This is a genomic window from Albidovulum denitrificans, from assembly GCF_002973535.1.
Classification (GTDB): domain Bacteria; phylum Pseudomonadota; class Alphaproteobacteria; order Rhodobacterales; family Rhodobacteraceae; genus Albidovulum; species Albidovulum denitrificans.
In genome coordinates, this window is the sequence record NZ_PVEP01000012.1 from 53,662 (window position 1) to 77,080 (window position 23,419).

Annotated in this window: 24 protein-coding genes; 5 read left to right on the forward strand and 19 right to left on the reverse strand. The window is 65.5% G+C overall.

Annotation, left to right across the window (positions count from 1 at the left end):
• Nucleotides 1-73 precede the first annotated feature (73 nt).
• On the forward strand, nt 74-1,792 hold the full coding sequence (locus LX70_RS18740; RefSeq protein ID WP_105516321.1) for an AMP-binding protein: 1,719 nt from the start codon (nt 74-76) through the stop codon (nt 1,790-1,792).
• Here LX70_RS18740 and LX70_RS18745 read toward each other — a convergent pair.
• From LX70_RS18745 to paaN, 16 genes are all read right to left on the reverse strand, one after another.
• The gene (locus tag LX70_RS18745; protein WP_105516322.1) at nt 1,780-2,148 is read right to left on the reverse strand and encodes a cytochrome c3 family protein; all 369 of its coding nucleotides are present in this window, start codon (nt 2,146-2,148) and stop codon (nt 1,780-1,782) included. The genes LX70_RS18740 and LX70_RS18745 overlap by 13 nt on opposite strands.
• Nucleotides 2,145-2,789, reverse strand: a complete 645-nt coding sequence (locus LX70_RS18750) for a hypothetical protein (protein ID WP_146111659.1) — start codon at nt 2,787-2,789, stop codon at nt 2,145-2,147. Before LX70_RS18750 ends, LX70_RS18745 begins: the two co-directional genes overlap by 4 nt.
• 19 nt (nt 2,790-2,808) lie before the next feature.
• A complete protein-coding gene (locus LX70_RS18755) occupies nt 2,809-3,252 on the reverse strand; it encodes a c-type cytochrome (protein WP_105516324.1) in 444 nt (147 codons plus the stop codon).
• A 5-nt stretch (nt 3,253-3,257) separates the two neighbouring features.
• Nucleotides 3,258-3,704 (reverse strand): c-type cytochrome, encoded by a 447-nt coding sequence (locus LX70_RS18760; RefSeq protein WP_105516325.1) that lies wholly within the window; start codon nt 3,702-3,704, stop codon nt 3,258-3,260.
• Entirely contained in the window at nt 3,704-4,228 is a 525-nt protein-coding gene (locus LX70_RS18765; RefSeq protein WP_105516326.1) for a methylamine dehydrogenase light chain, read from the reverse strand. Before LX70_RS18765 ends, LX70_RS18760 begins: the two co-directional genes overlap by 1 nt.
• 30 nt (nt 4,229-4,258) lie before the next feature.
• Nucleotides 4,259-4,849, reverse strand: coding sequence for a redoxin domain-containing protein (locus LX70_RS18770; protein WP_105516327.1), 591 nt, complete (start codon nt 4,847-4,849; stop codon nt 4,259-4,261).
• Between the two features lies 1 nt (nt 4,850).
• Nucleotides 4,851-5,381 (reverse strand): MauE/DoxX family redox-associated membrane protein, encoded by a 531-nt coding sequence (locus tag LX70_RS18775; protein ID WP_105516328.1) that lies wholly within the window; start codon nt 5,379-5,381, stop codon nt 4,851-4,853.
• 1 nt (nt 5,382) lies between these two features.
• Nucleotides 5,383-6,519 carry an amine dehydrogenase large subunit gene (locus LX70_RS18780; protein ID WP_105516329.1) on the reverse strand — a complete coding sequence of 379 codons (1,137 nt, stop codon included), beginning with the start codon at nt 6,517-6,519 and terminating at the stop codon, nt 5,383-5,385.
• A 271-nt stretch (nt 6,520-6,790) separates the two neighbouring features.
• On the reverse strand, nt 6,791-7,705 hold the full coding sequence (locus LX70_RS18785) for a helix-turn-helix domain-containing protein (protein WP_105516330.1): 915 nt from the start codon (nt 7,703-7,705) through the stop codon (nt 6,791-6,793).
• A 184-nt stretch (nt 7,706-7,889) separates the two neighbouring features.
• The gene (locus LX70_RS18790) at nt 7,890-9,833 is read right to left on the reverse strand and encodes a 3-hydroxyacyl-CoA dehydrogenase NAD-binding domain-containing protein (RefSeq protein ID WP_105516331.1); all 1,944 of its coding nucleotides are present in this window, start codon (nt 9,831-9,833) and stop codon (nt 7,890-7,892) included.
• A 1-nt stretch (nt 9,834) separates the two neighbouring features.
• The gene (locus LX70_RS18795; RefSeq protein WP_105516332.1) at nt 9,835-10,536 is read right to left on the reverse strand and encodes an ABC transporter ATP-binding protein; all 702 of its coding nucleotides are present in this window, start codon (nt 10,534-10,536) and stop codon (nt 9,835-9,837) included.
• The gene (locus tag LX70_RS18800) at nt 10,523-11,299 is read right to left on the reverse strand and encodes an ABC transporter ATP-binding protein (RefSeq protein ID WP_105516333.1); all 777 of its coding nucleotides are present in this window, start codon (nt 11,297-11,299) and stop codon (nt 10,523-10,525) included. The genes LX70_RS18795 and LX70_RS18800 overlap by 14 nt, the downstream gene beginning before the upstream one ends.
• Nucleotides 11,296-12,252, reverse strand: a complete 957-nt coding sequence (locus LX70_RS18805; RefSeq protein ID WP_105516334.1) for a branched-chain amino acid ABC transporter permease — start codon at nt 12,250-12,252, stop codon at nt 11,296-11,298. The genes LX70_RS18800 and LX70_RS18805 overlap by 4 nt, the downstream gene beginning before the upstream one ends.
• Before the next feature lie 2 nt (nt 12,253-12,254).
• Entirely contained in the window at nt 12,255-13,127 is an 873-nt protein-coding gene (locus LX70_RS18810; protein WP_105516335.1) for a branched-chain amino acid ABC transporter permease, read from the reverse strand.
• Nucleotides 13,128-13,173: 46 nt separating this feature from the next.
• Nucleotides 13,174-14,319 (reverse strand): ABC transporter substrate-binding protein, encoded by a 1,146-nt coding sequence (locus tag LX70_RS18815; RefSeq protein ID WP_105516336.1) that lies wholly within the window; start codon nt 14,317-14,319, stop codon nt 13,174-13,176.
• Nucleotides 14,320-14,350: 31 nt separating this feature from the next.
• Nucleotides 14,351-15,991 carry a phenylacetic acid degradation protein PaaN gene (gene paaN / locus LX70_RS18820; protein WP_105516337.1) on the reverse strand — a complete coding sequence of 547 codons (1,641 nt, stop codon included), beginning with the start codon at nt 15,989-15,991 and terminating at the stop codon, nt 14,351-14,353.
• 100 nt (nt 15,992-16,091) lie between these two features.
• On the opposite strand from paaN, the gene paaG reads away from it, so the two are divergent.
• The 4 genes from paaG to LX70_RS18840 all read left to right on the forward strand — a co-directional run bounded on the left by paaG (nt 16,092) and on the right by LX70_RS18840 (nt 19,402).
• Nucleotides 16,092-16,880 carry a 2-(1,2-epoxy-1,2-dihydrophenyl)acetyl-CoA isomerase PaaG gene (paaG, locus tag LX70_RS18825; protein ID WP_105516338.1) on the forward strand — a complete coding sequence of 263 codons (789 nt, stop codon included), beginning with the start codon at nt 16,092-16,094 and terminating at the stop codon, nt 16,878-16,880.
• Nucleotides 16,881-16,894: 14 nt separating this feature from the next.
• Entirely contained in the window at nt 16,895-17,326 is a 432-nt protein-coding gene (gene paaI, locus LX70_RS18830; protein WP_211301756.1) for a hydroxyphenylacetyl-CoA thioesterase PaaI, read from the forward strand.
• A 28-nt stretch (nt 17,327-17,354) separates the two neighbouring features.
• Nucleotides 17,355-18,665 (forward strand): phenylacetate--CoA ligase PaaK, encoded by a 1,311-nt coding sequence (paaK, locus tag LX70_RS18835; protein ID WP_105516375.1) that lies wholly within the window; start codon nt 17,355-17,357, stop codon nt 18,663-18,665.
• A gap of 137 nt (nt 18,666-18,802) precedes the next feature.
• Nucleotides 18,803-19,402 carry a TetR/AcrR family transcriptional regulator gene (locus LX70_RS18840; RefSeq protein ID WP_105516340.1) on the forward strand — a complete coding sequence of 200 codons (600 nt, stop codon included), beginning with the start codon at nt 18,803-18,805 and terminating at the stop codon, nt 19,400-19,402.
• 63 nt (nt 19,403-19,465) lie between these two features.
• Here LX70_RS18840 and paaZ read toward each other — a convergent pair whose 3' ends face one another.
• From paaZ to paaE, 3 genes are read right to left on the reverse strand one after another with little or no spacing between them, the layout of a single operon-like run.
• A complete protein-coding gene (gene paaZ, locus LX70_RS18845) occupies nt 19,466-21,535 on the reverse strand; it encodes a phenylacetic acid degradation bifunctional protein PaaZ (protein ID WP_105516341.1) in 2,070 nt (689 codons plus the stop codon).
• Between the two features lie 51 nt (nt 21,536-21,586).
• Nucleotides 21,587-22,327: a Phenylacetic acid catabolic protein gene (locus LX70_RS18850; RefSeq protein ID WP_105516342.1), complete on the reverse strand. Its 741-nt coding sequence runs from the start codon at nt 22,325-22,327 to the stop codon at nt 21,587-21,589.
• 8 nt (nt 22,328-22,335) lie between these two features.
• Complete coding sequence (paaE, locus tag LX70_RS18855) at nt 22,336-23,412, reverse strand: 1,2-phenylacetyl-CoA epoxidase subunit PaaE (RefSeq protein WP_105516343.1); 1,077 nt, start codon at nt 23,410-23,412, stop codon at nt 22,336-22,338.
• Nucleotides 23,413-23,419 lie beyond the last annotated feature (7 nt).

Genomic DNA, 23,419 nt, shown 5'->3' on the forward strand with positions numbered 1-23,419 from the left:
CTGCGTCAGCCGTTCCGGTGCCGACAGCAATACCCGCGGCGAACCGGCATGGCGTTTCAGGGAGGAGACCCCCATGTCCCACGCAATGGCCGCCAGCGCGGCACCCCGGGATGGCCTGTCGCATGTGACAGGCCCAACCGAACCGCCGCTGAAGAACGCCACGATACCGCAATTGCTGCGCGAGGCGGTCGCGTCCCATGGCGACAGCGAGGCGCTGGTCTTCCGCGAAAGCGGCGACCGGCTGAGTTACCGTGACTTCGCCCGCCAGGTGGACCGATGCGCGGCAGGGTTTCTGGCGCTCGGGATCGGCAAGGGTGATCGCGTCGGCGTCTGGTCGCCCAACCGTCTTGAATGGGTGATCACGCAATTCGCCACCGCCCGGATCGGCGCGATCCTCGTCAACATCAACCCCGCCTATCGCCTGTCAGAACTCGACTACGCGCTGAACAAGGTAGGGTGCCGGGCGCTGGTCACGGCGCAAGCCTTCAAGACGTCGGACTATGTCGGCATGATAAACGAGCTTGCGCCCGAACTGGCCGGGTCGGGCGACGGGCCGCTCAGCTCCGCGCGGCTGCCCGACTTGCGCCATGTCGTCGTGATGGGCGCAAAAGCCGGGCCGGGCATGATCCCGTTCGAAGGCCTGCTTGCCATGGCGACGCCCGCGCTGATCGAGGATCTCGACCGCATCGACGCCACGCTGACCCCGCGTGACCCGATCAATATACAGTTCACCTCCGGCACGACCGGGATGCCCAAGGGCGCGACGCTGTCGCATTTCAACATCGTCAACAACGCGCGATTCGTGACCGACCGGATCAACCTGACGGCCGGGGACCGGCTGGTCATTCCGGTGCCGCTTTATCACTGCTTCGGCATGGTGATGGGTGTGCTTGGCGCGGTCAGCAAGGGCGCGAAGATGATCTTCCCCGGCGAAGCCTTTACCCCGGTCCAGACCCTCGACGCAATCGCGGCCGAGCGCGCGACAGTCTGCTACGGCGTGCCGACCATGTTCGTCGCCATGTTGCAGGAGCTTGACCGGCAACACCGCGACCTGTCGAGCCTCAGGACCGGGATCATGGCCGGAGCGCTCTGCCCGATCGAGGTGATGAAGCGGGTCAATCGCGACATGCACATGCATGAGGTCACGATCTGCTACGGCATGACCGAAACCTCGCCCGTCTCGTTCCAGAGCTTCACCGACGACCCGACCGAAAAGCGATGCGAGACGGTGGGCCGCATCCACCCGCATCTTGAGGTGAAGGTCGTCGATGCCGACGGCAATATCGTGCCCGTGGGCGGGAAGGGGGAGCTTTGCACCCGCGGCTATTCCGTGATGGCGGGATATTGGGGCGATAAGGCCGCGACGGCCGCCGCCGTGACCGATGGCTGGATGCATACCGGCGATCTCGGCGTTCTGGACGCAGAGGGCTTCTGTTCCATCGTCGGCCGGGTGAAGGACATGATCATCCGCGGCGGCGAGAACATCTATCCGCGCGAGATCGAGGAATTCCTGATCCGCCATCCCGATGTCAGCGATGTCCAGGTCTTCGGCATCCCCGACAAGACCTTTGGCGAGCAGGTCTGCGCCTGGATCGTGGCCAGGCCCGGCAGCAGCATCGCGCCCGAGGCGCTGCGGGACTACTGCAAGGGCCAGATTGCGCATTTCAAGGTCCCGCACCATGTGCGCATCGTGACCGACCTGCCGATGACGGCAACAGGCAAGCCGCAAAAGTTCGTGATGCGCGACCGGATGGTCGAAATGCTCAGGGCCGAGGCCGCTCAGAACCCGTGATCGTCCAGATGGCAGGCAATGCAACGCCGGGTCGGCCCGGCGGGTCGGCCCGCCGCGTGTTCCGCCACATGGCAGGACTGGCAGAGGCCGTGGAACTGCGCCTCAAGGAACGGGGCGGCCTTCGGATCGGTGACATGGCAGGCCATGCAGGTCTGGCCCGTCCTGTGATCGGCGAATTCATGATGGCAGGTCGCGCAGGGCTGGCCGAAATGCGACTCATGCGTGAAGGTCATCGGCAGGACGGCGAGGCCGCCCCCGAAGCGTGGCGCCCGGTCAGGTTGCGGCCCGGCCACGGGCAGACCGGCGACAACCAGCCATGCCCCCGCAAGAAAGAGCGCGCCCAGCAACCACTTCATGGCGTCCCGTCCCGGATCAGAAGAAACAGCACGCACGCCATCGCGCCAATGATCAGATAGCCGCTGACCGATGCGGCGGGCGCATGGGCAAGCCGCGCCCAGTACCGTCGGCCCGACACGCAGGCAACCAGCACCCCGGCAAGCACTCCCGCCTGCCACCACGCCGGAAGATAAAAGCCGCTCAAAACGACATGCAGGGCTGCCATCCCGACGGTGACGAAGCCCAGGATCCGGTGCGCCTTGCGGAACTGGCGATAGTGCCGGTGTACCCGTAGCCGGTCAGGCATCCGCGCCAGAACGCTTAGCACCGCAAGCGCGATCAGCCCCGCAAGGCCAAGCCACATGTGGGCAGGGCCGCCGGGAAGAAGATAGAAGCGAACCGTCCCATCGCCCGCCAGAAACCAGAACGCATGCAGGATCGCGGTGCCAAGCACCCAGTATCCCAAAACCTCGTGCCGCCGCACCGACCGTTTGCGCGGGACGGGTATCATCTGGAAGAGAAGGCCCGCGAAGGCCAGAAGACCAAGCGCATTGCCCAGGTCCCAGAACCAGCCGCCGCCCCGGAACGGTTCGGCAAGGAAGGACGTCGCGAAAACCGCGGCGATGACGCCCGCAAGAACAGCTCCGCGAAAGCCGGTCACCACGGCCGTTTCCCGCCGGTCACGGCCAGGGATAGGTGGCGATTTCGATGCCCGACTTGCGAAGCTCCGCAACCACCTGACGGCGATAGGCCACCAGATCGCCGATCGGTTCCGCCCGCCGCCGGGTGACCTCCTCTGCCGTGAAATGCGCGCCGTTCTCGGACCACTGGTCGAGGATGTAGTTCATCACCTCGGCGATCTGCGCGTCGGTCATGCTGTTGGCGACGACGCCCGGCACATGCATCACATAGGTTCGGCCGATCTCTGTCCCGACGATATGCCCGACCGAATCGGGAAATCCCGGAATGCCGCCCTCAACCGTGCCGAGCCCCTGCATGCCGTGGCAGCCGGAACAGTGCAGGATGTAATTCGCGCGCGGCGAGGTCGCGGTATTGCCCGCATGGCCCGGCGTTGCCGTCGCGGCCGCAAGGAGCAGGGGGAACAGCAGAGAATACCTCATCATCCGTCTCACTCCGTCGGCGGGCGCAGCGCGGAAAGGTCGCCATGGGTCGTTCCGCTTGCCCGCATTTCGGCGATCTGATCGGCGGAAACCGCCTGATCCACGCCGCCAAGCTCGGCCAGAACCCAGCTTGTGATCGTGGCGAGGTCCGCATCCGATGTCCCGGCGACAGGCGGCATCACCAGCCCCATGTAGCGCTGGCCCCGCACCTTGATGGGCTTGGTGAACCCCTTGGTGACGATCCCGCTGATATAGGTCGGCGCATCGTCCCCCAGCGCCTGCCAGAACTCCGGCCGGTCAAGGGGCGGGGCAAGGCCGGGGGTCCCGGTCCCGCCCGTGTTGTGGCACGCCGAACAATGCGCCTCGAACAGGTCCGCCCCGTCGCTGCCCGCATCCTGCGCGAATGCGGGGGCGCAAAGCAGAGCGGCCAGACAGGCGAAAAGCCCCGGCCGCATCAATCGGCCGTACCGACGACAACCGACACCGTGCAGTGATAGCCCTTGTCGGTATTTGCGGTACACCAGTTGATATCGTTGTAAAGACCCATCTGATAGCCCGGCCGCTCGCCCTTGTTGTTGTTGCAGAAGGTCGCGGTCGGGATGAACGGCTTGCCGCAGCAGTCGTTGTAGCTGATCAGGTAGTTCTTGCCGTCGTCGGGATTGGCGCAGGTGCCGACCCAGGACACGGCCGAAACGCTGCTGCCCGGCGGGCAGGACGTCAGAGAGCCGCCCGAATCCTCGCAGAGAAAGCCGTCGATGGCACAGTGGCGCCAGTAGGTACACGGATCATCCGCGCCGCCACCCTCGGAGGCAAAGGCGCGCCGGTCGAAGGGCAGAACCGGCGAGATGGCGGCGCCCATCAGAGCAAGGCCGGTTCTGGCCAGGAACGACCGCCGGCCGTTGCGGCGGGCCGAAGACCGGATATTCGCCTCGGTCGCGCCGTCGAGGCGCTTGAGGAAGCTGTCGATGAAACGGGTCATGATAGGTTTCCTTCCTTGTGTCACGATATGTCAGGATGTCATCCCGGCCACGGCGGCCTGGTACGAGGGGATGCCGGTTTCCGAAGCGGTAAACAGGCTTTCGAGTTGTTCGCGGCTGTTCACGAGGCCCTTGGTCACGACCTTGCCGTCCTTGTCGATCAGCACGGCGAAGGGCAGCTTCGAGACCTTGAAGCTCATCCCCAGTTCCGAGGACAGGACATAGGGAAAGGCGCCGAGCTTTTCCGTCTCGATCAACCGGCGGTGCAGTTGTTCGCGCCCGTCCGAGGCAAGGATCACGTCCAGCCAGGACTGTTCGTCGGTGCGGATGGATTTCAGCGCGGGCAGAAGTGCCTTGCAGATCGGGCAGCTCGTGGACAGGAAGAAGATCAGCTGCGACCGTCCCCCCGCCTGGCCCAGCGTCAGGCCGGGGCCGTTCAGGTTGGGCAGTTCGAGGGCTGCAACCTTGTCGCCAAGGGCCGGACCCGCGTCCGAGATCATCGCGCCGACGGGCGACACACGCTCGAACAGGATGCCGATCTGGCGGGCCAGGGCAAAGATCACCCCAAGCTGGACCAGCACGACGACCCACAGCAGGATGTTGGAGAAGGTCAGGAGGGTCATGTCAGATGTCTCCCTGCCGGATATAGGGCAGATGCGAGGCGAGCCTTTCGATGATGGCGTAGATTGCCGCAAGGACGAGCGCACCGGCAATGGCGACGGCAACCTCCGGCCTTGGCAGGGCCACCGCGGGCAGGATTGCCACGGACAGCGCCATCCCGGTCAGAACCGCGTTGCGCCCCAGCGTGAAGGCCGAGACGATTTGCGGCAGCCCGCCACAGCCGCAGTCGATCCGGTCCCGGCCCCGCGCCAGCGCGGCCGCCATGATCGCGCCGTAACCGGCGAAAAGCCCCGCGGCGAGAAGCCCGCCCGCCCCGCGCCATGACGGCACCATCAGCGCCACGATCGCGGCGGTTTCGGCGACCGTCAGCGCCCGGACGATCAGGGCGGCCCAGGCATCCGGCACCAACCCGTAGCCCTGCGCGAAACCCACGGTTTCAAGGAACCGATCGACCTTGTGCCAGACGGCCCGGGCCAGCACGATCACCAGAAAACTGGTGATCGTCACCGAAAGAAGCGGGGCGAGCGACGCCATATCAGTAGTCGGTCGCGATCATGGTCGCGAAGAAGGCAACGCCTTCGCGCGCCACGCGCTCGGTCGCGCTGACGGTGTCGCCAAGCGTCACGTCGTAAAGATGCACACCGCCCAGATGATCGACACCGGCCAGCTGCGGCATGTCGCCCCCGCTGATCGCGATATTCGATTCACCGTGCGCCGCGATCCGGCCCACGACCGTGTCGGTGGCCATGTTGATCGCCCAGATCTCCTCGGCCGGGCTTTTGTGCGACCCGTCGGCGGCGTTGGAATGCATCATGACGAAGAGGGTCTTGGACGCCTCATGATAGGCCATCAGGTTATAGCCCCCCGGCGCCCAGCCATCGGCGGCGAAGTCCACCGTCTTGCTCAGGACCGGCGCGGCGCCGCTGTCATCGACCAAAAGAAGCTGGCCGCCATAGGAGACATAGGTCAGCAGACCGTCGACCCGCACCGCATTGCCGAAGATCGGTGAGGTATCGGCGTCGAAGACCTTGTCGGATTTCGCGGGCTCACCCACCGCGCCGTCGGCGGAAACGCTGTATTTCACCAGCGTGCCGTCGCCGCAGATCGTGGTGAAGGCCAGCCCTTCGGGCGCCGGATAGGCCGTCCAGCAGCCCGGCGTCGGCACTTCGGCCAGGTCCGCACCGGCGGCGAGGTCGACGATATTGACCGAGGTCGCGGGCGTCGCGTTCTGCACGATCAGATAGTTGCCGTCCGCCGACAGGTTCAGCGCGCCGCGCTGGCTTAACGTCTGGGCCATCTTTTCGGATACGACGATCTCTCGCTTGACGTTCAGCGTGGCAGGATCGAACTCCTCCACCACAGCCTCGATCGGGCCACGGGTGAAACGCTTCATGTAGACCGAGCCGGTAAAAAGCGACGTGGCGCCCGGCGTCATCAGCATCTGGCTGAACGTGCCCGACCCCATGTTGCCTTCGAGCGAAAGATCGTCGGCGTTCAGCACCGAGATCGAGCTGGGGCCGGAGATACCCATATCCATCAGATAGATATGGTTCCCTTCCGAGATACGCGCCTCGACCGCCAGGGTTTCCGGCTGAAGGTCGGTTTCCTGTGCAAGCACCTGGGCGCCCGAAGCGGCCAGGACCGAAAGTGAAAGGATGAGATGGTGTTTCATTGGCAACCTGCTGAAGTGAGTTGACGATTCATGCGGCGGTGCGAATTCACCGGTAGTCTGCAACAAGCGGAGAGACGGATTTCCCGCGCAAGCCTAGAGCGCGCCACGGTGCGCGGTGGATGCAGTCCGGCCGATGCCAGGCTTGCGGCTTTGTTCACGCGTGACCGCCTCCCCTCGGTCTTGGATCAAGAAAAGATCATAGTGCCTCTGCCGGGGTCTTGGACGACCGCGCCACAGACCTTGCGATGCGCGCCAAAAAAAGCATTGCGATTCAATGCCCTTGAAGGGAGCGAAGGCATTCCTCGTAATATCCGCCGGGCGACACATCGTAGAGTTGGCGGAAGCTGCGATTGAAATGCGACAGGTCGCTGAACCCCGCGCGATAGGCCAGATCGGAGATCGCCGGGCGAAGCTTCAGCCCCGCGGCACGGCGTAGATGGCTGACCACCAGCTTCATGCGCCGCTCGCACAGCACGCGGGTGAAGGTCGTGCCGTTGTCACGGAAATCGCGCTGCAATTGCCGACGCGACATATGCACCAGCCCGGCAAGCCGCTCGACCGTGAAGTCGCTGTCGGCCACATGCCGTTCGATGGTGTCGCAGATATAGCGGAACCTGCCATGCCGGTTGCGGAACCCGGTGACGTCACCGCTACGGTCTTCCGCACGAAACATCATCGCGATGAAGTCGAACAGGTAATCGGCATGGGCCTCGTCCGGCCCCTCGCCGTCGATCAAGGCCGAAAGACTTGCCCTGAGCGGATGCGCACGCGCGATCCGCCGCCCCGTGGCCGGATCGCGGGTTCCCCCTTCAAGGCACAGGCTGCGCGGCAGATGCACCGACAGGAACGATGCCGCGCGGCCGTTGAAGTTCAGCTCTGCCGTCCGGGTCGAATCCATCAGCAGGCTGTCACCGGGCGTCAGCACCTCTTCCCGGCCATTATGTACCACGTTCATCTCGCCCGATTTCGGCATCAGCAGGAACAGGTATTCGTGGTCATCCCGGCGGATGCCGACGCGCTGCCGCTCGATCTGGTCGATCTCGCATTGCATCTCGGCGATATCCACACCGTGACGGCGGCGAAGCTGGAAATATCCAACGTTCTTGCGCGCGTGTTTCAGTGGCGTGCTGTAGTAATGCCCGCAATTGGACAGGATACAGTTGTTCCACTCCTCAAAACACATCATGGCCTTTCCCTCCCAAAAAAGGCGACATGCAGCTTTGCTTCCTGACTGATCCCCGCCGTCCTCCCGACGGCTGGGCCTGCTGTCCAGTCAGGCTGCGCAGATGCGGGCAATACTGCGCCGCGGCTGCCATTCGATCAATAGCGCATCGGGCATTATCTTCCGATACCGCCGCGGCGCCCTGGGCCTATTCCCGCGCACGGGTGGCAAACATCGGCCCGCCGCGCCAGCGCGGAAAGCCGTAGCCGTGAATCTCGACCAGGTCGATATCAGCGGCGGCAGAGGCAATCCCCTCTGTCAGGATGGCCTGCCCTTCCGCCGCCATTTCGGCGATCAGCGCCGGTGCGATCTCTGCCCGCTCCATCCCCCGCCCGGGCGTGATCCATGCCCCGATCAAGCCGGCCACCACGGACGAGGGCCGGGCTGCGCGATCGTCCGCCGCATAGTCATACCAGCCGCCCCCGGTCTTCTGCCCCTTGCGCCCCGCGCGCACGAGGATGTCGCCAAGCGTCTCCGGCACGGCCTGCCCCGCCGCCCGCGCGCCCTCGCGTTGGAGGTAGGCGATGTCGAGCCCGCCCAGATCCTGCGCCTCGAACGGACCCATCGCAAAACCGTAATCGCGCATCGCCGCGTCGATGTCGGCAATCGCCACGCCGCGCCGCACCAGCGCTTCGGCCGCCATCCGGTAGCGTTTGAGGATGCGGTTGCCGATGAAACCCTCGCAGATCCCGGCCTTCACCGGCATCTTTCCAAGCAGCCGCGCCAGCGCAAAGCCGGTGGCAAGCGTCTGGTCGGAGGTCTCGGGGACCGGCACGATCTCAAGCAGTTTCATCACGTTGGCCGGGCTGAAGAAATGCAGTCCCAGAAACCGCGCGGCCTGCGGCAGGCCCTCGGCAATCAGCCGCGGGTCGAGGTAGGAGGTGTTGGTCGCCAGCACCGCATCGGCGCGGCAGTGCCGCCCCAGTTCGGCAAAGACCGCGCGCTTCACGCCGATCTCCTCGAACACCGCCTCGATCACGAGGTCCACATCGGACAGGGCCGCGTAATCGGTCGTCCCGGTCACACCGTCGGTCAGCGCCTGCGCCTGTGTCGCGGTCAGCTTGCCGCGCTTGACGGCGCCGTCGAAGGTCCGCGCGACATTGGCAAGGCCGCGCGCCACGGCCTCCTCGTCACGTTCGATCAGGATCACGGGCAGGCCCGCACCGCGCAGGGCCGCGATGATCCCTGCCCCCATCGTGCCGCCGCCGATGACGGCGGTGGAGCGGAGCGGCAGCGGCGCGACCTGACGCAGGGCGGCCGGTCGCGGGGCGGCACGCTCGGCGAAGAAGACATGCCGCAACGCCGCCGCCTGTTCCGACCCGCGCAGGTCAAGAAAGGTCGCACGCTCCTGCGCCATCGCCTCGTCAAAGGGCATCTCCGCCGCCTTGCGCAAACAGTCCAGCGCGCGAAGCGGCGCGATGGCGCCCTTTGCGGTCCTGGCGACGGCTTTCTCCCTCGCGGCCCAGAAAGCCGCATCGGGCGCCACGACCGGACGGGCCGAAACCGGCATGGGCAAAGGCTTTGAAAGCGCCACGCGCGCGAAGGTCACGGCGCCGTCCCGCAAATCCCCCTCGACGACCGCGTCGATCAGCCCGGCGGCGCGGGCCTTTTCGGCGCGGATCGGCTTGCCCGACGTGACCAGATCGACCGCCGCCTCAACGCCTGCCAGCCGGGGCGTCCGCACCGTACCGCCCGCCCCCGGCACGATGCCCAGCGTGACCTCAGGCAAACCGACCGACGCCCCGGGCACGGCAACCCGGAACCGGCAGCCCATGGCAACCTCGAACCCGCCGCCAAGCGCCGAGCCATGGATCGCGGCGACCCATGGCTTTGCCGCGCCCTCGATCCGCGCGACAAGATCGGGCAGATGCGGTTCCATCGGCGGCTTGCCGAATTCGGCCACATCGGCCCCGGCGATGAAGGTACGGCCCGAACAGATCAACACCACCGCCTTCACCTGCGGATCGGCGTCGAGCGCCCCGACGGCGTCCCACAAACCTTGACGCAGCGCCTGGCTCAGCGCGTTGACCGGCGGGTTGTCGATGCTGACCAGGGCGATGTCGCCCTCGTAGGTGGTGGTGACGACGGGCATTTCAGATCCCCAGATAGGCCTCACGGATACGCGGATCGGCGATCAACTCTGCCGCCGGTCCCTGCATCGTGATCTGGCCGGTTTCCATGACATAGCCCCGGTCGGCGATCTTGAGCGCGCCAAAGGCGTTCTGCTCGACCAGAAGCACGGTGACGCCAAGCGCCTTGAGGCTTTTGACCACATCGAAGATCTGCGCCACGATGATCGGCGCGAGACCCATCGAGGGTTCGTCGAGCAACAGGCACGACGGCCGCCCCATCAGCGCGCGCGCCATCGCCAGCATCTGCTGCTGACCGCCCGACAACCCGCCCGCCGCAAGGTTGCGCTTTTCGCGCAGGATCGGGAACATCTGGAAGGCGTCTTCCATGTCCTTCCCGACCCGTTCGTCGCTGTAAAGGAAAGCGCCAAGGCGCAGGTTTTCCTCGACGGAAAGATTGGTGAAGATCTGCCGCCCCTCGGGCGATTGCGCCAGGCCGCGGGCAAGGCGTCTGTGGGCGGGAACCGTGGTCATCGCCTCGCCCCGGAAGGTAATCGTGCCGGACGAAACCGGCTGCACCCCCGAAAGGCAGCGCAGGAGCGTGGTCTTGCCCGCGCCATTCGCGCCGACCACGGTGACGATCTCACCGCTGTCGACATGCAGGTCGATGCCGTGCAGCACCTCGATGCGCCCGTAGCGCGACCGCAGCCCCTCAACCGTCAGCATGCTCAGCCTCCGTTCCCAGATAAGCGGCGATCACGTCGGGGTTGCGGCTGACCTCGGCGGGCGCGCCTTCGGCGATTTTCTCTCCGTGGTCGAGGACGACGATATGGTTCGAGATACGCATCACCATCTTCATGTCATGCTCGACAAGAAGGATGGCGACACCGGACGCCGCAACCTCGGCAATGAGATGGTCGATCTCCTCGGTCTCCACCGCATTGCAACCGGCGGCGGGTTCGTCCAGCAGCAGCACCTTCGGCTGCATTGCCAGCGCCCGCGCAATCTCAAGCCGTTTCAGCGACCCGTAGGACAGGCTGCCCGCCTCGCGGTCGGCCGCGCGTTCCAGACCGACCCGCGCCAGCAGTGCGCGTGCGCCCTCCTCGGCCTGCCGCGCCCGGCGCCGCGATCCGGGCAGGTTGAACAGATCGGCCAGCACCGGGCCGCGCTCCTGCAAATGGAACCCGGTAACCGCGTTTTCCAGCACCGTCATGTTCTGGAAGATTTGCAGGTTCTGGAAGGTGCGCGACAGGCCGCGCTGCGCCAGGCGGAAGGGCTCCATCCCCGTCACCGGCTCGCCCGAAAGCGCCACGCTTCCGGCGCCGGGCTGATAAACCCCCGAGATCATGTTGAAAAGCGTGGTCTTGCCCGCGCCGTTCGGCCCGATGACCGAAACGATCTCACCCTGTTTGACCGAAAAGCTCACATCATTGACGGCACGAACGCCGCCAAAGCTGATGCCAAGGCCCTGAATCTCAAGCAGGCTCATTCGTCCCTCCCCCGAAGTCGGCGCAGGATCGAGGGTACAAGGCCCTCGGGCAGGAAGATCATGACAAGCATCATCACAAGGCCGAGGATAAGTTGCTCATACTCGGCGAAGACCGTCAGAACCTGCGGCAGAAGCGTCAGGACCCCGGCCCCGAGGATCGCGCCGGGTACGGAACTGACCCCACCCAGGACCGCCATCGTCACCATCTCGACCGAATGCAGGAAACCCGCGACATCGGGGGTGATGAACTTGTTCTGCAACGCCAGGAGCGATCCCGCGACCGAAGCGTAGATGGCCGAGATGACGAAGGCCTGCAACTTGACCCGCGCGACGTCGATGCCGACGGTCCCGGCCGCCACCTCGGACCCGTGCAGCGCCCGCAGCGCGCGGCCGGTCGGGCTTGAATGCAGGTTCAGCGCGATCCAGGCGCCGATCAGCAGGCAGATCCCCGTCACGACATACCAGAATTCGCCATTCGTCAGGTTCAGGCCCCAGTCTTTCAGCAACCCGCGGAGCCCGAGATCAGGCACCTCGATCCCGTCCGGCCCCCTCGTCAGCGCGCGTTCGTTGTTCAGTACCATCGCCACGAGGATGCCGAAGCCAAGCGAGGCGACGCCAAGGTAATACCCCTTGAGCCGCAGGATCGGCCGCCCGACCAGATAGGCCAGCACACCCGAAACCGCCGCGCCCAGCACGACCGCCAGCGCGGGCGGCACGCCCCAGTGGACCGGGGCAAGCGCGCAGGCATAGCCGCCGATCCCCGCGAACCCGGCATGGCCAAGACTGATCTGCCCGGCATAGCCGGTCAGGATCACGATGCCCGTGACCGCAAGCCCGTTGACGAACAGAAGCGAGCCTACGCGGAAATAGTAGCCGGAAGGAAAGAAGAAGGGCGTCACCGCGATCAATGCGGCGAGAAACAGGAGGGTCCAGTATTTCGTGGAAATCCGCATGGTCACACCCGATCCGTGGATTTGCGTCCGAACAGGCCCTGCGGCATGAAGAACAGAACGGCCAGAATGATGATGAAGGCCGCCGCATCCTTGTACTGCGACGAAAGATACCCCGCCGTCAGCGCCTCTAGCAGGCCCAGGAGAAGACCGCCGACAAAGGCCCCTTTGGGGTTGCCCATCCCGCCCAGCATCGCCGCCGCAAACCCCTTCAGCGCCAGCGCAAGGCCCACGTCATATGAGGTCAGCGTGATCGGCGTCACCAGCACGCCGCCAAGCGCCCCGATCGCCGCCGAAAGCGCGAAAGAGAGCGTCATCACGAATTTCGTATTGATGCCGACAAGCTGCGCGGCCAGACGATTGTTCGACGTGGCCAGCACCGCGCGACCAAGAAGCGTCTTGGTGAAGAAAAGCCACAGCCCGACAAAGATCGCGATCGCGCCCCCGATCACCCAAAGGCTTTGCGTCAGGATGGTCGCGCCCAGCACATGAATCGGATCGTCGCCCGAGAAGGCCGGAAAACTGTGGATCTGCTTGTCGAAGACAAGCTGCGACGCGCCCCGGATAAAGATCGAGGCACCGATGGTGATGATGATAAGCGACACGACGGGCGCTCCGCGGGCGGGTTCGATCGCCAGACGGTTCAGCGCGACGCCCACCGCCGCCGTGACCGCGACCGCGATCAGCGCCGCAAGTGGCAGCGGCAGCCCTGAGGCATGGGCAAAGACGGTGATCATGCCGCCCAGCATGACAAATTCGCCCTGCGCGAAATTCACCACACCCGAGGCGTTGAAGATAATCGTGAAGCCCAGGGCGACAAGCGCGTAGACCGCGCCCACCGTCATCCCTGAAAACACGAATTGCAGAAGTTCGGACATGCCGCGCCCTCCCGGCGGATGGCTGGCCCCCGAAGGGGCCAGACGCTTACTCGACGATGGTCCAGCCGCCGTCCTTGACCTCAAGCATTCGGAAGGCCGACAGGTCGAGACCAAGGTGGTCTTCGGGCGACATCGTGTAGATGCCGGTGGTCCCGACAAGGCCGCTCGTCGCTTCCAGCGCATCGCGGATCGCGGCAGGCTCGGCCGAACCGGCGCGGGTGATCGCGTCGACGACCAGCGCGAGACCGTCATGCGCGTAGCCGCCGAAGGTGCTGACGGGTTGGTTGTATTTCGCCTCGTAGGCGGCCTTGTACTCGGTCACGACGGGCTTTTGCGGGTCGCTCTCGGGCAGCAGGCCCGCAACCAGAAGCGCGGTACCCGGCAGGCGCACGCCCTCGGCGGCGTCCTTGCCCGCAAGTTCGATGAAGCTGTCCGAGGCCACGCCATGCGACTGGTAAAGCGGCAGTTCGATCCCCAACTGGCGATAGTTGCGCGTCACGATGGCCGGGCCTTGCCCGAAGCCCGGATTCAGCACCGCCTGCACGCCGTCGGCGTTCTTGATCTTGGTCAGCTGCGCCGTCATGTCGGCGTCTTTCGGATCATAGGTTTCGTCCGCGACGATCTCGATCCCGTAATCACCCACCACGTCCTTGCACTGGGCCTGCATCGACGCGCCGAAGCCGTCGGTGCCAGAGATCAGGCCAACCTTGGTGAAGCCGCGCGCCTGCATGTCGGTAAAGATCTTCTGGCAGGCCATACGGTCGGTATGGGGCGTCTTGAAGGTAAAGGTCTTGACCGGCTGGATGATGTCGATCGCACCGGCGAGCGAGACGAAGGGGATCTCCGCATCCTCGGCCACCGACAGGATCGCCATCGTCGTCCCGGTGGTCGAGCCGCCGACGATCGCCTGCACTTCGTCATCCTCGATCAGCCGGGTGGCGAAGGTGCGCGCCTTGTTGGCGTCGCCGCCGTCGTCATAAAGGACAAGCTCCACCTGTTCGCCATTGATGCCGCCCTTGGCGTTCAGGTCCTCGACCATCATCTCAAGGGTCTTCGCCTCGGGGTCGCCAAGGAAGGCCGCCGGGCCGGTGGACGAAACCGAGGCCCCGATCCTGATCTCGGCCTGCGCCGCGGTGGCAAGGCCGAGCGCGACAAGCGCTGCGGGAACGGTCGTGGTCAGTGTCTTCTTCATCAGTCTTCTCCTCCCAGTGAGTGTAGTGAAATCAGTGAACGGGTCGGCGCCACATCACCCGGCGGAAGCGCGGAGTGACAAAGGCGGTGTCGGTCAGGCTGGCATTGCCCGCAGGGTTGGCCCCGGTGACGTGAAAGTCGCTGAAGGCTGCGGACTGGTTGACGTAGATCGCGCCGGTCAGGTTGATCGAAAGGTTCACCCCGGCCTGTGTGAACGCGGCGATGGCACGGGTGATGCGCGCCTCGTCGGTGTCGTAAAGCGCGGCGGTGATCGCGCCCTTCCGGCGCGCAAGATCGGCCGCGCGGGCAATGCCTGTGTCGGCATCCTTCACCGCCACGATGAAGGAAACCGGCCCGAAGCATTCATCCCCGCAGGCCGCATCGTCCTCCGTCAGGGCAAGGATCAGCGGCGAGGCGATCCGCCCCTCCCCCGCCGTATCGCGCAGCACCCGGCCAAGCCCGCGCGCCCTGGCAAGACGGTCCAGCGTGGCAGGATTTGCGATCGCGCCAAGCACCCCCGCCGCCCGCGCCGGATCGGCCAGCAGGTCATCGACGGCGGCGACGATGGCGCTTGCCACCTCGTCGAAACCCTTGTGTCCCTGATCGGTGTCGATCCCGCCCTCGGGGACATAGATATTCTGCGGCGCGGTACACATCTGCCCGGAATAGAGCGCCAGCGAAAAGGCGATGTTCGCGCACATCCCGTCAAAGTCGTCGCTGGCCGCGATGGTGATGGTGTTGACGCCCGTCTCTTCGGTGAAAAGCCGCGCCTGTGTCGCGTTCGCCCGTAGCCACGCGCCGAAGCTGCTCGATCCGGTATAGTCGATCAGCTTCACCTCGGGGCGTGTCGCCAGATCCTGTGTGATCTCGGCACCCGGCGCATCGACGGCCAGCAGAACGGCATCACTGGGCAGCCCCGCCTCGGCCAGCACTCCGCGCAGGACGCGGACCGTCAGGGCCAGCGGAAGGATCGCGGCGGGATGCGGCTTCACGATCACCGGGTTGCCGGTGGCAAGGCTTGCGAAGATGCCGGAATAGGAATTCCACGTCGGGAAGGTATTGCAGCCGATCGCCAGCGACAGCCCGACCGGCACGATCGCCCAGTGCTTTTCCAGAACGATCGGCGCCGCCTTGCCTTGCGGCTTCTCCCAGCGCGCATCGGCAGCAAAGCGCGTCATCTCGTCCCACGCCATCGCGACCGCCTCAAGACCGCGATCCTGTGCATGGGGGCCGCCCGCCTGAAAGGCCATCGCAAAAGCCTGGCCGGTGGTGTGCATCACCGCATTGGCCATCTCGAAGCTGATCTTGTTGAGGCGGGAAAGCGCCTCAAGGCAGACGCCCACCCTTGCCTGCGGCCCTGCGGCCGCGAAGGCCGGGCGCGCCGCCTCTGCCGCCGCGATCAGCCCCCCGACGGGGGCTGCCGGATAGGTGATTCCCAGGTCGCCGCCGAAGGGAGAGACCTCGGCGCCAAGCCGGTGCGTCTCGGGGTGGCCCGGCAGATCGAAGGGCTTGTCCTTCAGCGCGGCAAAGCCCGCCGCCCCCTCCTCACGCGCGCAATCTCCGTATATCTTGCCGCTGGGGATCTCGGGAAAGGGCGACCAGCATTCGCGCAGCCGCAGCGCCGCGACGGCGGCGTCAAGCATCGGCTGGTGGCGCCCGAACTGCGCTGGCATGGTGTCCTCCCTGAACTTGAGTTTATCATTGACCGGCCGGTCGGTTTATGCAACGAAAATCTTCGAGGGGTCCCGAAAACCCGGAGGGAGGGAGGTCAGAATGACAAAAACGGTGCTGAGCGTGCTGACCGGGGGCGTCTTGAGGGTGACGCTCAACCGCCCGGAAAAGCTCAATTCCTTCAACGAGGAAATGCACCTGGACCTGCGTGCCTGCGTGCAGCGGGCGCATGACGATCCCGAGGTGCGCGCGGTCCTGTTGACCGGCGCCGGGCGGGGATTCTGCGCCGGTCAGGACCTGGGCGACCGCGACCCCCGCAAGGGCGGCCCCGCCCCCGATCTGGGCCACACGATCGCGACCTTCTACAACCCCACGCTGCGGCTGATCCGGGCGCTTGAAAAGCCGGTGGTCTGCGCGGTGAACGGCGTGGCCGCGGGCGCGGGCGCCAATATTGCCTTCGCCTGCGACATCGTGCTGGCGGCGAAATCCGCGAAGTTCATCCAGGCCTTCTCCAAGATCGGCCTCGTCCCGGACGCCGGCGGAAGCTGGAGCCTTGCGCGCATTCTGGGCGAACCGCGCGCGAAGGCGCTTGCGATGACGGCCGAACCGCTGATGGCCGAGAAAGCGGCCGAGTGGGGCCTGATCTGGAAGGCGCTCGACGATGAAACCCTGATGCCCGAGGCAGAGGCGCTTGCCGCCGCGCTCGCCGCCGGACCGACGCTGGGCCTTGGCCTGACCAAACGCCTGATCCAGAGCGCCGCGACCAACAGTCTCGAGACCCAGCTGGACCTCGAACGCGATTGTCAGCAGCAGGCCGGGCGCAGTGCCGATTATGCCGAGGGCGTCACCGCCTTCCTCGAAAAACGCAAGCCGGAGTTCCGCGGCCAATGAAACCGATATCCCAGATGACCCCGCAAGAGATCGCCGAAGCCTCGGCCCGCGCCATGTGGAACGACGACTCCGCCAGTCAGCGTCTGGACATGGCCCTCGACCACATCGCGCCGGGCGAGGCGACGCTGTCGATGACCGTCACCGACGCGATGTCGAACGGTCATGGCAACTGCCACGGCGGCTTTATCTTCACGCTCGCCGACAGCGCCTTCGCCTTTGCCTGCAACAGCTACAATCAGGTCACCGTGGCGCAGCACTGTTCCGTGACCTACCTGATTCCCGGCCGGATCGGCGACCGGCTTACCGCCATGGCAAGAGAGGTGTCGCGCCGCGCCCGCTCGGGGATCTACGACATCCGCATCACCAACCAGAACGGTGAGCATGTGGCCGAATTCCGTGGCCATTCGCGGACCGTGAAAGGCACGCATCTTCCGGTCGAAAACTGACCGGACCCGCATGATCAGGGAGGAAACCATGCAAGAACTGTCCCCCAATCCCAAAGACCTCGACCCGATCGAAACCGCCTCGCGCGATGAGATCGAGGCATTGCAGTTCCACCGCATGAAGCGCTCGCTCAAGCACGCTTTCGAGAATTCGCCCTTCTACCGCAAGCGCTTCATCGAACACGATGTCCACCCGGAAGAGCTGAAATCGCTGGGGGACATCGCGAAGTTCCCCTTCACCTACAAGCAGGACCTGCGCGAGACCTATCCCTTCGGCATGTTCGCCGTGCCACAATCAAGGCTGGTGCGCATTCACGGCTCTTCCGGGACGACGGGCAAGCCGACCGTCGTCGGCTATACCGCGAACGACATCGAGGTTTGGGCCAACCTGATCGCGCGGTCGATCCGGGCGGCCGGCGGGCGGCCGGGCGACATGCTGCACAACGCCTATGGCTACGGCCTTTTCACCGGCGGCCTCGGCGCGCATTACGGGGCCGAGAAGCTCGGCTGTACCGTGGTGCCGATCTCGGGCGGCATGACAGAGCGGCAGGTGACGCTCATCGACGATTTCAAGCCGCGCATCATCATGGTGACGCCGTCCTACATGCTCTCGATCCTCGATGAGTTCCGCCGCCAGGGCCTCGACCCGCGCGAGAGTTCGCTGGAAATCGGCATCTTCGGCGCCGAACCCTGGACCAATGCGATGCGCGAGGAGATCGAGCAGGCATTCAACATGCAGGCCGTCGACATCTACGGGCTGAGCGAGGTGATGGGTCCCGGCGTGGCGCAGGAATGCGTGGAGACCAAGGACGGGCTGCATATCTGGGAAGATCACTTCTATCCCGAAATCATCGACCCGGTGACGGGCGAGGTGCTGCCTGACGGCCAGATGGGGGAACTTGTGTTCACCACGCTGACCAAGGAAGGGCTGCCGATGGTGCGCTACCGCACCCGCGACCTGACCCGCCTGCTGCCCGGCACCGCACGTTCGATGCGTCGGATCGAGAAGATCACCGGCCGCTCGGACGACATGATCATCCTGCGCGGCGTCAACGTCTTCCCGACCCAGATCGAGGAACAGATCCTGAAATGCGCGGGCCTCGCGCCACATTTCCAGATCGAGCTGACACGCTCGGGCCGGATGGACAGCATGACCGTCCATGTCGAATGCACCCCCGACCGGGCCGACACGGCGGCCCGCGCGGCCTCGGCCAAGGAACTTTCCCATCACATCAAGAGCGTGGTCGGCGTTTCGACCAGCATCGAGGTCAGGGATCCGAACGCCATTGCCCGTTCGGAGGGCAAGGCAAAGCGGGTTCTCGACAACAGACCGAAGGAATGACCCGCCAATCGGCCGTCAGACGGTGACACTCCACCGCGACGGGGTTAAACGACCGGGGGCAGCTGCCCCCCAATCTCTTCCGCCCAGGCTTTCAGTTCCGCCTAGCGGACATGACAGGAACGGCTTGAAGGGACACCATGGCCCGCACAAGAGCAACGGATTTCGACGAGAAGCGGCGCGGCCTTCTGGAGCATGCGGCGACGGTCTTTGCCGAGCAGGGCATGGAAAAGGCCTCCATGGCGCAGATCGCGGCGCATGGGCAGGTCTCCAAGGCGCTGCTCTACCACTACTACCCCAGCAAGGACGCGCTGATCTTCGCGATCATCATCACCCACCTGGAGGAACTCGATACCGCGATCGAGGCTGCCCATGATCCGGCCCTGCCGCCGCAGCAACGCCTGCGCAAGCTGGTCGGAGCAGTGCTGGAAAACTACAGGGGCGCCGACAACGAACACAAGGTCCAGCTGAACGCGACCTCGGCGCTGTCCGACGAACAGAAAGCCGCGATCCTCTCGATCGAACGCAGGATCGTCCGCCGTTTCGCGATCGTCCTGAAAGAGATCAACCCCAATCTCGACAATCCCGAACGCCCGCTGCTGACGCCTGTCACCATGTCGCTCTTCGGTATGATGAACTGGGTCTACATGTGGTTCAGGGATGGCGGCCGGATCAGCCGTGAAGACTATGCCGACGTGGCGACGACACTGATCCTTGAGGGGATCAAGGCCGTCCACTGACGCCCCGGCCCGGCACTTGCCGGGGCGGGGCGGGGTCGGCAATGAAGCCGGCGCAGGCACGGCTCATTCGGCAGCCTCCGCCGGGCGCAGGGGCCAGCGCTTTGCCACCATCGTCAGCACGTCATACTGCGCGACGACCTCGCCCTTCTGGTTGGTGACCTGACAGTCCCATCGCACCTCGCCATGCTCGGCGTTTTCGCGCGGGTTGATCTCCTTGCAGGTCAGGCGCACTTGCAGGCTGTCGCCGAAATAGACCGGCGTCAGGAACCGCAGGTTGTCGACGCCGTAATTGGCCAGAACCGGGCCGGGGTTCGGCTCGACGAACAGCCCCGCCGCGAAGCTGGCGATCAGGTAGCCATGCGCCACCCGGTCGTCGAAGAACGGATTGGCCTTCGCGGCGGCGCTGTCCATATGGGCATAGAACGTGTCGCCCGTGAACCGGGCGAAATGCTCCACGTCCTCCTGGGTGACGGTGCGCACCGCCGTGACAAGCTGATCGCCGATCCTGAGGTCGGAAAGCGCCTTGCGGAAGGGGTGCGTCCCCTGCGTTGCGGCGGCACCCTCGATCCAGCGCCCGGTGACGGCAGAGAGCATCCGCGGCGCGCCCTGAACCGCGGTGCGCTGCATGTAATGCTTCACCCCACGCATCCCGCCCATTTCCTCGCCCCCGCCCGCGCGGCCCGGACCGCCATGCACCAGCGGCGCCAGAGGCGATCCATGCCCGGTCGAGGTCTTGGCCGATGCGCGGTTGCCGATCAGCACACGGCCATGGAACGGCGCGAGACCCAGCACCGCCTCTTCGGCCACGCGGGCATCGTCGGTGAACACCGACGAAACAAGCGACCCCTTGCCCATCTGCGCCAGCGCCACCGCTTCGTCGAGCGTGTCGTAGGGCATCACGGTCGATACCGGGCCGAAGGCCTCGACATCATGTACCGCCGTCGCGGCGAAGGGCGTATCGCAATACATCAGGACCGGGTTCAGGAAGGCCCCCTTTGCGGCATCGCCCGAGGTCACGCGCACCTCGTCGGGGTTGCCCGCGACAATCTCGGCATCGGCCTGAAGCTCGCGGATGCGCGCGCGGACCTCCTCTCGCTGGTCAAGCGAGGCGAGCGCGCCCATCCGCGTCCCCGCATCGCCCGGCAGACCAAGGGCGGTCTTGCCCAGCCGGTCGCGCAGCGCCGCGATCAGCGCCTCAACCTGTCCGCGCGGCGCGATCACCCGGCGGATGGCGGTGCATTTCTGCCCCGCCTTCGCCGTCATCTCGCGCGCGACTTCCTTGACGAAAAGATCGAACTCCTCCGTACCCGCCACCGCGTCCGGCCCAAGGATCGTGGCATTCAGGCTGTCGGCCTCCATCGTGAAGCGCACGGAATTGGCGATGATCGCGGGGTGTGTCTTCAGCTTGCGCCCGGTCGAGGCCGAGCCGGTGAAGGTGACGGCGTCCTGCCCGCCGACATGATCCAGAAGATCGCCGACCGACCCGCAGATCAGTTGCAGCGCGCCCTCCGGCAGAAGGCCCGTATCGACGATGCGGCGCACCATCAGTTCGGTCAAATAGGCGGTCTGGCTGGCAGGTTTGACCACGCAGGGAACCCCGGCCAGCAGCGTCGGCGCGATCTTTTCCAGCATCCCCCAGATCGGAAAGTTGAATGCGTTGATATGAATGGCCACGCCGTGCAGCGGCGTCAGGATGTGCTGGGCGCTGAAGCTCTGACCCTTCGACAGCGGCTCCACCTCGCCGTCGGTCAGGACGCGGGTATTGGGAAGTTCCCGCCGCGCCTTCGAGGCGAAGGTCAGCATCGTGCCGATGCCACCCTCGATGTCGATCCAGCCATCGGGCCGGGTGGCGCCGGTGTGCAGGCTTTCGGCGTAAAAGACCTCTTTCTGTTCCATCAGCGCAAGGCCAAGCGCCTTGAGCATCCCTGCCCGTTCATGGAACGACATGGCGCGCAGTTTCGGCCCGGCAACCCGGCGGCCGTGATCAAGGACGGCGGCAAAATCGAGCCCGCGTGAATCGATCGTGGCCACCGGCACGCCGGTCGCGGCGTCAAGCAGGGTCTGCCCGTCGCCGCTGCCGGGGGTCCAGCCTCCGCAGACATAGCTTTCAAGGCGGCGCGGCGCGGCGGTCATGGGCGTTTCCTTCGCAAAATGGGCGCGGGGCCTGTTCCCGCGCCGGATGGGTCAAAGGCCGATAGCGGCGAGTTGGTCGGAGACGAGCGTCTCCCACCGGGCAAGAAGCTGTTCGTTCGGCGTGTGGCGCAGGCCGAACTTTGCCAGCGTATCGAAGCGGGCCGACCCCGCCACGCCGAAGCCGGCCGCAACGCGCGGGCGCCAGTAGTCCAGCGCCGCGCGCACATCCCCGGACGCACCCAGCTTCGTCAGGCCCTCAAGCCCCAGTTCGGCATGGCGTGCCTCACGCGGGGCAATCTCGCGGAAGACCTCGGCGAGCGGACCATAGGAAACGCGCGTCAACTCGGTCATCTGCACGCCGGTCGCCAGACCCTGCAAGACATTCATCACCACCGCATCGGTCCAGCCGGTGATCGGGTAATGGAACACCGACAGGCGCATGTCCCCGGCCTGCCGGGCGGTGCCAAGATCGGCATCGCGCGCGACGCGGGCGGCCCAGTCGTGGCTGGCCTGGTAGCGCGCGGCATCGGTGCCGAAACTTTCCATCACGCCCAGAACACGTTCCGCGTGGTCGGCCTTCTCCAGCGTGATCCGGCTTGCCGCGATCCGCTCCTTGATGCCGGGCGCGAAGTTGATGGCATTGGCGAACCCGGCCGAGGCCGCAAGCTCACTGTCGACGAAGCTCGACATCAGCCGCATCAGCTCACCCCGGTAACGGGCGAGAACGTTGCCGGGCGCGGTCAGGACGCCGCCCTGGGCCAGGTAGTCTTCGATGTTCATGGTATCAGACATGTCTGCCCTCATTCGTCATAGGTCACGACAACGCGGTCGCTGAGCGGATGCGCCTGGCAGGACAGGACGTAACCCGCACGGACCTCGTAGTCTTCGAGTGCATGGTTGATGAGCATCTCCACCTCGCCCTCCAGCACCTTGCAGCGGCAGGTGGAACAGATACCGCCCTTGCAGGAATAGGGCGCGTCAAGATCGGCGGCCAACGCGGCCTCAAGGATCGACTGCCCCTGGCGCGGCATCTCGAAACTGCGGGTAGTGCCGTCCAGCGTCACGGTCGCCTGCGCCCCGCTGCCCGGCGCGACGGCGGTTTGCGAAACCGCCTTGACCTTGGCGCGGCCCGGCTGGCCCGAGGCGAACAGTTCGAACTTGATCTGCGCATCGCTCAGCCCGTGTTCGCGCAGGCTGGCGGCGATGGCCAGCATCATCGGCTCAGGCCCGCAGATAAACGCGGTATCGACGGCCTTGGCGTCGATCCAGTGGGTGAACAGCGCCTTCATCTTCCCGGCATCGACAAGGCCGGTGAACAGGTCAATCTCCTGCCCTTCCTGTTCAAGAACATGGATCACCGAGAACCGGCCAAGATAGCTGTTCTTCAGATCCTCCAGTTCCTCGCGGAACATGATCGAACTGATCTGGCGGTTCGCATAGACCAGCGTGAACTGCGATTTCGGCTCGCGCGACAGGACGGTGCGGATGATCGACAGGACCGGCGTGATCCCCGACCCGCCCGCAAAGCCGAGGTATTGCCGCGCCGCCGCCGGGTCGAGGTCGGTGTGGAACCGGCCCATCGGCGGCATCGCCTCGATCTCGTCACCGGGGGCGAGGTTTTCGTTCGCCCAGGTCGAGAAGGCACCGCCATCGACACGCTTGATGCCGACCTTCAGGCAGCCGTCATCCAGCCCCGCGCAGATCGAGTAGCTGCGGCGCAATTCCTCGCCGTCAAAATCGCGGCGAAAGGTCAGGTACTGGCCCTGCCTGAAGTCGAAAAGCGCGCGATCCTCGTCGCGCGGGGAAAGGGTGACGACCACGGCGTCGCGGGTTTCGCGGCGGATCTCGGTGACTTTGAGCGGATGGAAGCGTGCCATTGAAGTT

Bases quoted from the DNA above. Each gene is read 5' to 3' on its own strand.
- LX70_RS18745 (WP_105516322.1), bottom strand. From the start codon at position 2,148: ATGAAGTGGTTGCTGGGCGCGCTCTTTCTTGCGGGGGCATGGCTGGTT.
- LX70_RS18740 (WP_105516321.1), top strand. From the start codon at position 74: ATGTCCCACGCAATGGCCGCCAGCGCGGCACCCCGGGATGGCCTGTCG.
- LX70_RS18760 (WP_105516325.1), bottom strand. From the start codon at position 3,704: ATGCGGCCGGGGCTTTTCGCCTGTCTGGCCGCTCTGCTTTGCGCCCCC.
- LX70_RS18850 (WP_105516342.1), bottom strand. From the start codon at position 22,327: ATGTCTGATACCATGAACATCGAAGACTACCTGGCCCAGGGCGGCGTC.
- paaI (WP_211301756.1), top strand. From the start codon at position 16,895: ATGACCCCGCAAGAGATCGCCGAAGCCTCGGCCCGCGCCATGTGGAAC.
- LX70_RS18800 (WP_105516333.1), bottom strand. From the start codon at position 11,299: ATGAGCCTGCTTGAGATTCAGGGCCTTGGCATCAGCTTTGGCGGCGTT.
- LX70_RS18790 (WP_105516331.1), bottom strand. From the start codon at position 9,833: ATGCCCGTCGTCACCACCACCTACGAGGGCGACATCGCCCTGGTCAGC.
- LX70_RS18815 (WP_105516336.1), bottom strand. From the start codon at position 14,319: ATGAAGAAGACACTGACCACGACCGTTCCCGCAGCGCTTGTCGCGCTC.
- LX70_RS18840 (WP_105516340.1), top strand. From the start codon at position 18,803: ATGGCCCGCACAAGAGCAACGGATTTCGACGAGAAGCGGCGCGGCCTT.
- LX70_RS18810 (WP_105516335.1), bottom strand. From the start codon at position 13,127: ATGTCCGAACTTCTGCAATTCGTGTTTTCAGGGATGACGGTGGGCGCG.
- LX70_RS18765 (WP_105516326.1), bottom strand. From the start codon at position 4,228: ATGACCCGTTTCATCGACAGCTTCCTCAAGCGCCTCGACGGCGCGACC.
- LX70_RS18770 (WP_105516327.1), bottom strand. From the start codon at position 4,849: ATGACCCTCCTGACCTTCTCCAACATCCTGCTGTGGGTCGTCGTGCTG.
- LX70_RS18785 (WP_105516330.1), bottom strand. From the start codon at position 7,705: ATGATGTGTTTTGAGGAGTGGAACAACTGTATCCTGTCCAATTGCGGG.
- LX70_RS18755 (WP_105516324.1), bottom strand. From the start codon at position 3,252: ATGATGAGGTATTCTCTGCTGTTCCCCCTGCTCCTTGCGGCCGCGACG.
- LX70_RS18780 (WP_105516329.1), bottom strand. From the start codon at position 6,519: ATGAAACACCATCTCATCCTTTCACTTTCGGTCCTGGCCGCTTCGGGC.
- paaE (WP_105516343.1), bottom strand. From the start codon at position 23,412: ATGGCACGCTTCCATCCGCTCAAAGTCACCGAGATCCGCCGCGAAACC.
- paaN (WP_105516337.1), bottom strand. From the start codon at position 15,991: ATGCCAGCGCAGTTCGGGCGCCACCAGCCGATGCTTGACGCCGCCGTC.
- LX70_RS18795 (WP_105516332.1), bottom strand. From the start codon at position 10,536: ATGCTGACGGTTGAGGGGCTGCGGTCGCGCTACGGGCGCATCGAGGTG.
- paaK (WP_105516375.1), top strand. From the start codon at position 17,355: ATGCAAGAACTGTCCCCCAATCCCAAAGACCTCGACCCGATCGAAACC.
- paaG (WP_105516338.1), top strand. From the start codon at position 16,092: ATGACAAAAACGGTGCTGAGCGTGCTGACCGGGGGCGTCTTGAGGGTG.
- LX70_RS18775 (WP_105516328.1), bottom strand. From the start codon at position 5,381: ATGGCGTCGCTCGCCCCGCTTCTTTCGGTGACGATCACCAGTTTTCTG.
- LX70_RS18805 (WP_105516334.1), bottom strand. From the start codon at position 12,252: ATGCGGATTTCCACGAAATACTGGACCCTCCTGTTTCTCGCCGCATTG.
- paaZ (WP_105516341.1), bottom strand. From the start codon at position 21,535: ATGACCGCCGCGCCGCGCCGCCTTGAAAGCTATGTCTGCGGAGGCTGG.